The organism is Cupriavidus pampae, from assembly GCF_914271485.1.
Lineage (GTDB): Bacteria > Pseudomonadota > Gammaproteobacteria > Burkholderiales > Burkholderiaceae > Cupriavidus > Cupriavidus pampae.
Map to the genome: position 1 here is coordinate 540,779 of NZ_CAJZAG010000003.1, position 12,432 is coordinate 553,210.

Here is a 12,432-nt window from a genome sequence, read left to right on the forward strand (position 1 = left end):
CACCCTCACCCGCCAAAAAACCACGTCAGCCGTGTTCGGCGCACTTCTCGTTGTAGACGCGCTGAAGCTGGCGCCGCGTACGATCGCGCTCGACGGTCGGAATCTCGGTGCCCTGGCTGTTTTCCACGCTCTGACCCGAAGGCCGATAGCTGCGGCGCGGCAAATCGCCGATCTGAGCCGCCAGCGAGTTGCACTCGGCATCGCGCGACGGCGGCTGGCTCGGCGTGGGGCGGAACTGCGGCTCCCCTTCGCGCACCGCGTTCGAAATCGCATTATTGATGGCGGCGTCGCCCGCGCTCTGGGCCCGCGCCTGCGCATGATGAAACGCCGGCGGCAGCGGCAATTGCATCAACAAGCCGCTTGTGGTCACGAACAAGGATGCGACAACCATACTGCGAGCGAGGCGGGGCATGGAACAGTCTCCTGGGCGGGCGTGCTTCCATGGTAGCCCAATCGCGCAACGCCCTCACCCCCAAAGCTGCCCGGCTGTTGCTACGGCGCTCAGCGCAGCACGAACGCCTTCTGCCGCACGTTCTCGGCATCGAGGCCGATCTGCACGTTGAACTCGCCCGGCTCGGCCACGTATTCGAGCTTCGCATTGAAGAACTTGAGCTTGTCCTCGTCGATCGGGAACGACACCACACGCGACTCGCCAGCTTTCAGCGGAATCTTGCGAAAGTCCTTGAGCTCCTTGATCGGACGCACGACCGACGCGGCCACGTCCTGCAGGTACAGCTGCAGCACCACCTCGCCATCGCGCGCGCCGGTGTTCTTCACCGTCACGCTGGCCTCGATGCTTTCGCCGGCGCGCAACGTGTCCCGCGACAACCGGACCTCCGACACCGAGAAATCGGTATAGCTGAGGCCATACCCGAACGGGTACAGCGGACCGGAAGCCTCCTCGAAGTACTGCGAGGTGTAGTTCGCGGGCTTGCCCGGCGTGAACGGCCGCCCGATGCGCAGCTGGTTGTAGTACGTCGGAATCTGGCCGATCGAGCGCGGAAACGACACCGGCAGCCGGCCCGACGGGTTGTAGTCGCCAAACAGCACATCGGCAATCGCATGCCCACCCTCGGTGCCCGCGTACCAGGTTTCGAGCATCGCGTCGGCGTTCTCTTTTTCCCAGTTCAGCGTTAGCGGCCGGCCGTTCATCAGCACCAGCACGATCGGCTTGCCGGTCGACTTGAGCGCCTTGATCAAGGTCTGCTGCGAGCCCGGCAACGACAGCGTGGTACGGCTCGACGCTTCGTGCGACATACCACGCGACTCGCCCACGGCCACCACCACCGCATCGGCCTCGCGCGCGGCGGCCACGGCCTCGGCGATCATATCGCCGAGCGGACGCGGATCCTGCACCAGCTCTTTCGTATCCCAGTTCAGGAAGTTCAGATACTCGACCACGCGCGGATCGTCGGTCAGGTTCGCCCCGTGGGCGTGGATCACACGCCCACGGTCACCCAGCGCATCGCGCACGCCCTGCAGCAGCGTGACCGCATGCTTCGACTTGCCGGCCGCCGACCAGCTGCCGAGAATATCGATCGGGGCATTGGCCAGCGGACCGACCACAGCGATGGTGCCGCCCTTCTTCAGCGGCAGCGTCTGGTTGCGGTTCTCGAGCAGCACCAGCGAACGGCGCGCGACGTCGCGTGCGTCGGCGCGATGCAGGCGGCTATCGGCTTCGACATCCGCGGGATCGTCCGCGGCACGGCCGATGCGGCGATACGGATCGGCAAACAATCCGAGGTCGTACTTGGCGCCAAGCACTTCGCGCACCGCCTCGTCGACCACGCTCACCGGCACCGCCCCGGACTTCACGAGACCGGGCAATTGCTCGAGGTACAGCGAATCATGCATGCTCATGTCCGCGCCCGCCTCAATGGCCAGTCGCGCGGCTTCGCGGCCATCCTTCGCCACGCCATGGCGCATCAGCTCGTCGATTGCGCCGTGATCGCTGACGGTCAGTCCCTTGAAGCCCCACTGCTTGCGCAGCAGATCGCGCAGCAGCCATTTGTTCGAAGTAGCCGGCTCCCCGTTGATCGAATTGAGCGCGATCATCACGCCGCCCGCGCCCGCATCGATCGCCGCCTTGTACGGTGGCAGATAGTCCTGGAACATTCGCATCGGACTCATGTCTACCGTGTTGTAGTCACGGCCACCCTCCACCGCGCCGTACAGCGCGAAGTGCTTGACCACGGCCATCAGGCTGTCACGGTTTGCGGGCGATGATCCCTGAAATCCCTTGACCATCGCGCGCGCGGACTGGGAAACGAGGAACGGATCCTCGCCAAAGCCCTCGGACGTGCGGCCCCAACGCGGATCGCGCGAGATATCGACCATCGGCGCGAAGGTCATGTCGATACCGTCGGCGGTGGCCTCCAGAGCCGAGACGCGCGCGACGCGTTCCACGGCGCCCATGTCCCACGTGGAGGCCACCCCGAGGCTGATGGGAAATATCGTGCGATGACCGTGCACGATGTCGTAGGCGAAGAAGATTGGAATGCCGAGACGGCTCTTGACTGCGGACTCCTGCAGCGGACGATTCTCGGATGGCGTCACCGAGTTGAACGTGCCACCCACACGGCCGGCTTCGAGCTCCTTGCGCAACTGCGGCTGCGGCATATCGGAGCCGATGCTGATCAGGCGCAACTGGCCGATCTTCTCGTCGAGCGTCATGCGCGCGATCAGGTTGTCGATGAACGCATTGCGTGCGGCGGGGGTCGTACCGGTGGCGGCGGGACTCTCCGCGGAGGCCGCCGCCGCGACATCGATCAGGCCCGGCGAGCAAAGCAGGCTGGCGGCGAGCGCCAGCGAGGTAAACAGTCTCATCTAATTGTTTTTCCCAAGTGGCGCGGCCGAATGCAGAAACGGCGATCGGAACCGCGCTGGCAACGGAATGCGTGCCGTGCTGGCTTATGCCCGACTTTGTCGGACTTTTTTACAGTGTTCGCATGCGCTGGCAGGCACGCATCGTGCAAAGGTAACTTTTTATGCACTGCACCGGCAGTGTACCGTCTATAAACTAGCGACTTCGCGCCGCAGCCGTCTGCGGCAACATTTTTTAACGTGTCTTACTGGAGGAATCCGTCTTGATAGCCGCCTTTGCCGCGACTTTAGGAGTCAGCACCAGAGCCCGAACCCGTGCCATCCTGCCCGCGCTTGCCGCCATGCTGGCGCTGCTGCAAGGGGGTCACGCGGCCGCCTTCTCGCTCGACGATGTGACCGCGCGCGCGAAGGGCCTGGCCGACAAACCCTACGCGGCCCCCGCGAACAATCTGCCCCCGGCCTTCCAGCAGATGCAGTTCGCCGACTACATCAAGATTCAGCCGCGCGTCGACAACCTCGAGTGGAAGGACCTCGGCACACCGTTCAAGCTCGGCTTCTACCACCAGGGCATGCAGTTCAGCTCGCCGGTGCGCATCAACGAGATCGTCGGCAAGACGGTGCAGGAGATTCGCTACGACACCTCGCGCTTCGATTTCGGCGATCTCAAGCTCGATCGTTCCGCCACGGCCAAGCTCGGCTACGCGGGCTTTCGCGTGATGTATCCGGTCAACCGCCCCGACAAGCTCGACGAAGTCCTGAGCGTGCTCGGCGCGAGTTATTTCCGCGTGATCGGCAAGGGCCAGGTGTATGGCCTGTCGAGCCGCGGGCTGGCGATCGACACCGGCCTGCCGATTGCCGAGGAGTTCCCGGCCTTCCGCGAGTTCTGGATCGAGCGACCCAATCCACAAGACAAGAAGCTGGTGTTCTACGCGCTGCTCGACTCGCAGCGCGCCACCGGTGCGTATCGCTTTGAGCTCGCGCCCGGCGATGACGCGACGCTCAAGGTGCAGGCGCGCGTGTTTATGCGCGACAAGGTGACCAAGCTCGGCGTGGCCCCGCTGACCAGCATGTTCCTGTTCGGCCCGAACCAGCAACGCGACCCGAACAACTTCCGTCCCGCGCTGCACGACTCCAACGGTCTGTCGATTCATACCGGCGACGGCGAATGGCTCTGGCGTCCGCTCAACAACCCGCGCCACCTCGCCATCAGCCAGTTCACGGTGAACAACCCGCGTGGCTTCGGCCTGCTGCAGCGTGGCCGCGAATTCTCGGCGTACGAAGACCTCAAGGATCGCTACGACCTGCGGCCGAGCGCGTGGATCGTGCCCGAGGGCGACTGGGGCAAAGGGAAGGTCGAGCTCGTCGAGATTCCCACACCTGACGAAACCAACGACAACATCGTCGCGTACTGGACGCCGGATGTGCTGCCGCCCAAGGGCACGCCGCTGGTGGCCAACTACACGATGCACTGGACCATGGACGAGCGCGCACTGGTGCCGAAGGAAGTGGCGTGGGTCAAGCAGACCCTGCGTTCGGCCGGCGAGATCATGCAGGCCAACCTGATTCGCCACCTCGATGGCAGCATCGGCCTGCTGATCGACTTCGAGGGCGCTTCGCTCGCGAACCTCGCGCCGAGCGCGCAGATCAATCCGCAGGTCAGCCTCAGCGACAACGCGGAACTGATTGAACGCGTGCTGCAGGTCAATCCCGCGACCAAGGGCCAGCGCCTGACCCTGCGCTTCAAGGTCAAGGATCCGAAGAAGGTGGTCGAGCTGCGCGCCGCGCTGGTGTCCGCGGATAACCGTCCGCTGACCGAGACGTGGAGCTATCAACTGCCGCCGGATACCGCACCGAAAGCACAGTAACCCCCGCAGTAACCCCGCAGTAATCCTTAACCGAAGGCGATGATCAGATCATCGCTTTCGGCACCCACACGCGCAGCAGCGAATACAGCTGGTCCAGATCCACCGGCTTGGCGATATAGTCGCTTGCGCCCGCGGCCAGACACTCGAGGCGATCTTTCTGCATCGCCTTGGCCGTCACCGCGATGATCGGCAGGTTCCTGAGCTTCAGGTCCGCGCGAATCCTGCGCATCGCTTCCAGCCCATCCATCCCCGGCATCATCACGTCCATCAGCACGATATCGATATCCGGCGTACGCGCCAGAATCTCGAGTGCCTCATGGCCGTTGCGGCCAATCTCCACGCGCATGCCCTGATGTTCGAGCGCGCTCGTCAGCGAGAACACGTTGCGCACGTCATCGTCCACCACCAGAATGCGTCGCCCTTCGAGCTCGCGGCTGCGTGCCCGCGCAGCCAGCAGCATATGGCGGCGGTCCTCGGGCAGGTCCGACTCCACCTGATGCAGGAACAGCGTCACCTCGTCGAGCAGGCGCTCCGGCGAACGCGCGCCCTTGATAATGATCGACTGTGAATACTTGAGCAGCTCGCGCTCCTCGGCGTTAGACAGGTTGCGCCCCGTATAGACGATCACCGGCGGGAACGAGCACGCCTCCGTGGTCGCCATCGAGCGCAGCAGTTCGCTGCCCTGCATGTCGGGCAGCTTGAGGTCGACGATCATGCAGTCGAACACTTCGGTCAGCAGCCGCTTCAGCGCCTGTTCGCCGCTTTCCACCGCCACGATCTCGATCTTCTCGTCGCCGATCAGCTGCACGATGCTGTCGCGCTGCCGCGCGTCGTCCTCCACCAGCAGCACGCGCTTGACCTGCCGCGCGATCTTCTCCTGCAGCCGGCGGAAGATATTGGAGAGATCGTCGCGCGAGGTCGGCTTGACCGCAAACCCCACCGCGCCAAGATGCAGCGCGGTGTCGGCGCGGTCGGTGGCCGAGACCACATGTACCGGGATATGACGCGTGCGCGGGTCGCCCTTGAGCTCCTGCAGCACCATCAGCCCGGAACGATCGGGCAGGCCGAGGTCGAGCAGAATCGCCTGCGGCCGAAACTCGCGCGCCACCGCGACGCCATCGCCGCCGGTGCCACAGACGATGCACTGGTACTGCATGTCGTGCGCGGTCTCCAGCAGGATCTGCGCGAACTGCGGCTCGTCCTCGATCACCAGCACGAGTCGCTCTCCAGCCAGCGCGTCGCGATCGTCGGCGATGACCATACGCGTTTCGGTGTGCGCGGAAGTCTCGGCAGCCAAAGCGGCAGCCGCGGCGTGCAGCGCCGGCTTTGGATGCGAAGGCGGCGCGGTGTCCGCAGCAGCCTGAACCGGCCGTACCGTCTCCGCCGCCGCGCGATCGGTGGCGTCATCGGCAACATAAGCCACCGGCAGCGTCAGCGAGAACGCCGAACCCCGCCCTGGCGCGCTCTCCAGCGTGATCTCGCCGCCCAGCAATTCGGCCAGGCTACGCGAAATCGACAGCCCGAGGCCCGTGCCACCGTATTGCCGGCTGGTCGTGCCATCGGCCTGATGGAAGGCCTCGAACACGCGCGCGTGCTGCGACGGCGCGATGCCGATGCCGGTATCGATGACCGTGCAACGCACGCGGCCCGGTCCGGCCATGGTCCACGCCACCGACACCTGCCCGTTCTCGGTGAACTTCACCGCGTTCGACAACAGGTTCTTCAGCACCTGCTCAAGGCGGTGACCATCGGTTGTGATCGTGGCTGGCACGTCGGGCGCCACCGCGCACTGGAATGTCAGGTGCTTCTGGCGCGCGAGCGGATCGAACGTGCGCACGAGGTTGCCGTTGAGCTGCTCCAGCGACACCGTGTCGATCACGAGCTCGACCTTGCCGGCCTCGACCTTGGCGAGGTCGAGGATGTCATTGATCAGCACCAGCAGATCGTTGCCCGCCGAATGAATCGTCTGCGCGTAGCGCACCTGTTCGCCCGACAGATTGCCGGACTTATTGTCTGCCAGCAGCTTGGACAGGATCAGCGAGCTGTTCAGCGGCGTGCGCAGCTCGTGGGACATATTGGCGAGGAACTCGGACTTGTACTGGCTCGCGCGCTCCAGGTCGGCAGCCTTCTCCTCGAGCGAGGTCTGCACGCGCGTGAGCACGTCGTTCTTCTCGTCGAGCGCACGCGCCTGCGCGGACAGCTGCTCGTTGGTCTGTTCGAGTTCGGCCTTCTGGTTGGCGAGCACCGCGCGCGACTGCGACAGCGCCGAGGTCTGCTGCTCCAGTTGCTCGTTGGCCACGCGCAGTTCTTCCTGCTGGCTCTGCAATTCCTCGTTGAGCTGCTGCGTTTCCTCGAGAACTTCCTGCAGTCGCTCCTGCTGCTGCGCCGCGGCCACAACGTCGCCGATCGAGGCGCTCATCAGCGTGAGGAATTCGTTGGTGCGCGCATCGGGCGGCGCCATAAACGCCAGTTCGAGCGCGCCGATCACGATGCCGTTCGCACGGATCGGCGCCACGGTCAGCGCCTTGGGCGGTGCGGCACCGAGCGCGGACGTGACGGCCCAGTAATCGGATGGCACCGCATCGATATGCAGGGCCTGTGCCGAAGTAACCGCGCGACCCACCAGCGTGTCGCTGACCGCAATGCGCTGCGGAAGGGCATCCGCATTGGCCAGACCGACCGCGCCGCGGCGCTCCAGCGTGTTGCGGCTGGCCAGTACATAGAGGGTGCCGGCCGCGGCGCCGAGGTAATCCGCCAGAAATTCCAGCACGACCGGCGCCAGCCGGGCCAGTGAGTCCTGCCCCACCACCTGCGCGCCAAAGCGTACCTGCCCGTCGCGCAGCCACGCCTGATGCGCGCGCACACGGGCCTGCTCCTCGTGCGCGGTCAGCGACGCGCTGTACGCACCCGACAGTTGCACCAGATCGTTGCGTCCGCGCCAGGCCACGATAATGCTCAGCAGCACGCTGGCCACCACCGAACCGATGATCGTCACCAACGCGAACTGGCTGCCGGAGTCGGCACGGTTGACCCGCAGCGTCTGCTCGATGCCGAGGAACGCCTCGAGCTCGCGATTGGTGGCATCGCGCTCGGCTTCGCCACGGCCGGCCAGCAATGCGGCCTGCACGTCGTTGCCGCCATGGCGCAGCGCGATCAATTCGTCGGCCTTCTTGTCCCACTGCTGCTGCCACGCCTTGATGCGCTGCAGCCGTTCCACCTGAGGCGCGTTGTCAGCGACGAGATTGGCCAGCGCGTCGACGTCGGCCATCAGCACCGGGCGCGCGAGGTCGTAGTCGCGCGTGTATCGATCTTCGCCGGTCATCGCAAAGCCGCGCAGCGCCGCTTCCTTGCGCCAGACCAGCCGGCCGATCTCCTGCGTATTGCCGATGACGCGCTCGGAATGCTCGATCCAGCTATTCGCGGAGAGCAGGTACATCACGAGCGAGATAAAGATCGCGGCGGTAACCCCTCCGACCACGAGCGGCAACATGATATTGCGCCGCAGGATCCGCCGGAACGCCAATTCATCGAGACCTGACGAGGGGAGCATGTTCTGATCGGAGCCGGAAAAAACCGCGCACCAAAGCAATTGAGGTGGCGGCATCTTACCTCAGCGATTCGCCCAATAAAAAAGCCGTGCCCGAAGGCACGGCTCAGGGGACGACGCGGGAAAGACGCGTCGCTTCTCGGGGAGAGAAACCTTTTACAGCGACTGCAGGAAGGCGACGATGGCGTCGCGGTCCGTCTTGGGCAGGGCCTCGAAGCGCGTACGCGCATCGTTGGCTTCGCCGCCGTGCCACAGGATGGCCTCGACCATATTGCGAGCGCGGCCGTCATGCAGCAGACGCACGCTCTGGTCGGCGTTGGTCTGCACGAAGCGCAGCGAACCGATGCCCCACAGCGGCGCGGTACGCCATTGGTTCGGCGCGGCACGGCCTTCGCTCAGCGTGTCGGTCAGGCCCGGGCCCATGTCGTGCAGCAGCAGGTCCGTGTACGGATGGATGGTCTGGTCGCGCAGTTCCACGAACGGGTGGTTGGTACCCGTCTTCAGGCTCGCGGTGTGGCAGGCCACGCAGCGGGACTGGGTGAACATCAAGCTGCCGCGCGCAATCTGGTCCGGGTTCACGTCATGCTCGGGCGAGACCCGCACGCCGGCCGGGAAGCCGCTGCGCAGGCTGCGCTGGGCGGGCACCGCGATCAGCGACAGGTAGCTCGTCAGGCGTTCGATTTCCGTTTCGGAGATCGCCGTGGCCGCGGTGGCCTTGCGGCAATCGGCCGAGCCCATCTGGCAACCGCGCGTCGGGAACACCGGCGAAGTCACGCCCATATCCTTGCTCAGCGCATCGCCGGCCTGCTGACGGATGCTGCCCTTCGAAGCCTTCCAGCCGAAACGGCCCAGATGGGTCTTGCCGGTTTCCGGATCGGTCACCCAGTTCGGCACACCACGCACGCCGTCGCCGTTGGTATCGTCCGGATCCGCGAGGGCGAGAATGGTCTTCTCGTCCAGCGCTTCGAGCAGACCCATACCGATGACCTGCGCGGCCTGACGCGCCGAGTATTGCGCGGGGGTCGGTCCCTTGAACGCGTAGACCGGCTTGACCAGCTCCACCTTCTCGCCGTCCGGCAGCGTGCGCACCGTGGTCTCGTACGACTTGATGCTGACGTCGTACTGCGGCGCATTGCCGTCCTGGGCGTGCTGCTGCACGTTCCAGCCGTAGGTCGGATCGGCCTTGCCATCCGCGCCGGCGGTCAGGATCGACATCGTGTCGAGCTTCACGCCAATGCCCGGCGAAATGCTGCGGCCGTTGTTGGTGTGGCACTGGATACAGCGCGACTGGTTGTAGCGCGGACCGAGCTGGCCGATGTGGGCCGTGAACACAGGATTGTCGGCATCATGCTCCGAGTGCTTGCCGTCGAGGAACGACGTGTGGAACAGACGACGGCCTTCCACGAAGCGCTGCGTGTTGGCGATGCCGATATTGTTCGACATCTGCTGGAACACGCGCATCGGCTCCTCGGAGTAGTTGTACGAGAGGCTCGCCTGGCCGCCCAGCAACGCTTCGTCCGGAATCGGTTCCGAGTCGAGGTTCGGGACGATGCCGTACCACGGCTTCATGCCCTGGCCCACCACGTACAGCTGCTCGAACGAGTAGTAGCGGCTGCCACCGCCATCGACCACCGGATCGCGCTTGAGGCGCGGTGCCGGCGCGAGTTCGATCTTGTCGCCGATCGCCAGCTTGCTGTGCGGGTCCGTGCGCCAGTTCGAATCCACGGTCATCATGCAGTTTTCTTTGGGCTGCCCTTCGATACAGATCGGCAGTCCACCCTGCGTCGGATTGTTGAAGCCGTAGTTCAGCGACCAGCCATAGTCACGCACTTCCGGATTCTGAATATTGCGGAACAGGCTGAACGTGGTGCCGTCGAAGATGCCCTGGTTCACGCGCAGGTAGAACGAAATCTTCTGGCGGCCCGCGGGCACCTCGTCGCGAATCTCCAGACCGAACGTGCGGTTCTGGAAGTAGAACGTCGGGAACGTGAGGTAGCGGCCCGGACCCGCGTCCGGCGCATCCCACGCCTCGCCGCGTTCGCGCGCATGGCGCTCGGTCGGGCGCATACCCACCAGCGTCACGAGCGTGCCATCGGCCTCGCGGTACTGGATCTGCTCCATCGCCTGCGTCGTGGCGTCGTACAGCGGCGAGTAACCTCCCGCCGGTTGCACGGGTGTGGAGTTGCTGGCGTTGTTATTGCCGGACGGCGCGGCAGCACCATCGCCACCACCACCGCCGCCGCAGGCGGCAACGATCGACGCGGCAATCAGGGAAGCGGCAAGCGCGGCAACCGCGCCCGTGCCTCGCTTGGGGACGGGAAATTGCATTTTTCTGACCTTCTCTTGTTGTTATCGAATACCCGCGGCCAGGCATGACGGCCGCCGGCGGGATCAACGAACTGCAAACACTGCAGACAACAGAAATCCCCTGGATGCGCCGGAGCCGGCGATCCATATGGATGCAAGACTGTTGGATGAGCGACACCGTCAGGTGCCGTGGAACGGAAGATGGCTAACTAGCGCGTGACATATTGGGTGAATGCAAGACCCCGATCTCGCCCGTTATCCTGGTATGTTCCACGTCAGCAGACGCGCGCCGCGGTAGCTGGCTACCGTGGCAACCGCATCCACGCATGGAGCGGGTTCCCGTCTGAAATGCCTGGCTTCTTCATACCCTGACCCTTTTTGTTAGTGTTGTTTTGTTTTTGATGTGACAGGCCTGTATCGCAAGCATCGTGCCTGCCATTTCTCGCCGGTCTGGTTACTGTCAGTGGTCATTCATTGGCCTGAAGATCGCGACATATTCGAACGAATTGGCGTATCCAACCAAAGGGGGATATGGAAACGACCGGATTCTGTCGAAATGCACGAAGGCGGTCACCACACCCCGTGTCAGAAAATGGCCAATGAGGTGACATCATTTGGCAGTCGCCCCGCATTCCCTCGCATTTAATGGCCTTCAACGATCCCGTCACGCTGCTCCTGATCATTACGCCGTTCGGGCTCATGACGATGCTGCTGCTGTGCCTGTCTTACGTGGGCCTCGGCAAGGACAACACCTCCCTGCACTGGTGGATCGCCGGCGACCTGCTGCTGGCCGCATACCGCATTGCGGCCACGCTGCAACCGGGTGTGCCCGGTGGCGTGTTTGCATGGGTCCCCACCATGACGCCGGCCGCCGCGTTTATCGCCGGCACCACGCTGCTGCTTGCGGCAGTGGGCGCCCACACCCTCGCGCTGTACCGGCTGGACGAACACCGCCGCGCCGCGCCCTGGCTCACGCGTCTGTGGCTCGGGCTGCCGGCGCTCTATGCGCTCGGCGCGCTGGCCTCTGTACGCTCGGCCTACGCGCTGCCATGGCATTCGCTATTTATGGTCGCAACGATCGCGATCCAGGTCCGCGTGACCCTGCGGCTCGCGCGCAAGTATCGCGGCGCGCTCGGCTTGCTGGCGGGGCAATTGGTCATACTGCTCTATCACGCATGGAGCGCGCTGACGCTCACGCTGCATCCCCTGCCGCCGCTCCCGTTCGATCGCCCGTTCCTGCCCCTGGTGCCGGCGCTGATGATGGACGTGATCGTGTCGTTCCTGTTCACGCTCAGTTATGCGCTCGCGCTACAGGAACAACTGCGGCTGCGCATCCTGCAGCTCAGCATCACCGACTCGCTGACCGGCGCGCTGAACCGGCGCGGCGCGGTCGGCCCGCTTCAGGACGCGTGGGCCCGCGCGAATGCCGAGCGGCATCCAATCGCCATCGCAATGGTCGATCTCGATAACTTCAAGCGCATCAACGACCAATACGGCCATTCCGCCGGCGACGCCGCGCTGCAGACGTTCGCGGACACCGTGGCAGGGCTCAAGCGCAAGTCCGATGTGTTCGTGCGCTGGGGCGGCGAGGAATTCCTGCTGTTGCTGCCGCGCACCGACCTCGGCCAGGCCGAGCTTTTTCTGATCCGCCTGCGCGACCAACTCAAGGCACTGCCACTTACGCCCGCGCGGCCCTTTCATCTGGAATTCAGCGCCGGTCTGGCGGACAGTCATACGAGCGCCGCCACGCGCGATTTCGAGGCCACGCTGCGCGCGGTGGACAAGGCGCTGTACCGCGCCAAGGTCGATCGCAACCGCGTGGAAGTGGTGACCGAGGTCGATGGCTGATCACTTGCGGCGGCGATTATTGAGGCGGCGTCAACAAGCTTT

At 64.6% G+C, this 12,432-nt stretch carries 6 protein-coding genes; 2 read left to right on the forward strand and 4 right to left on the reverse strand.

Annotation, left to right across the window (positions count from 1 at the left end):
- Positions 1-25: 25 nt before the first annotated feature.
- Together LDO41_RS10120 and bglX are read right to left on the reverse strand one after the other, a co-directional pair.
- Positions 26-412, reverse strand: coding sequence for a hypothetical protein (locus tag LDO41_RS10120; RefSeq protein WP_223986087.1), 387 nt, complete (start codon positions 410-412; stop codon positions 26-28).
- An 89-nt stretch (positions 413-501) separates the two neighbouring features.
- A complete protein-coding gene (gene bglX, locus LDO41_RS10125) occupies positions 502-2,826 on the reverse strand; it encodes a beta-glucosidase BglX (RefSeq protein WP_223986090.1) in 2,325 nt (774 codons plus the stop codon).
- Between the two features lie 338 nt (positions 2,827-3,164).
- On the opposite strand from bglX, the gene LDO41_RS10130 reads away from it, so the two are divergent.
- Positions 3,165-4,688: a glucan biosynthesis protein G gene (locus LDO41_RS10130; RefSeq protein WP_223987030.1), complete on the forward strand. Its 1,524-nt coding sequence runs from the start codon at positions 3,165-3,167 to the stop codon at positions 4,686-4,688.
- A 43-nt stretch (positions 4,689-4,731) separates the two neighbouring features.
- Here LDO41_RS10130 and LDO41_RS10135 read toward each other — a convergent pair whose 3' ends face one another.
- Entirely contained in the window at positions 4,732-8,238 is a 3,507-nt protein-coding gene (locus LDO41_RS10135) for a response regulator (protein ID WP_223986093.1), read from the reverse strand.
- A 153-nt stretch (positions 8,239-8,391) separates the two neighbouring features.
- Positions 8,392-10,563 (reverse strand): di-heme oxidoreductase family protein, encoded by a 2,172-nt coding sequence (locus LDO41_RS10140; protein ID WP_223986111.1) that lies wholly within the window; start codon positions 10,561-10,563, stop codon positions 8,392-8,394.
- Positions 10,564-11,187: 624 nt separating this feature from the next.
- Between LDO41_RS10140 and LDO41_RS10145 the strand changes: the two genes are divergently transcribed.
- Positions 11,188-12,390: a GGDEF domain-containing protein gene (locus LDO41_RS10145; protein ID WP_223986114.1), complete on the forward strand. Its 1,203-nt coding sequence runs from the start codon at positions 11,188-11,190 to the stop codon at positions 12,388-12,390.
- The last annotated feature ends 42 nt before the right edge of the window (positions 12,391-12,432 follow it).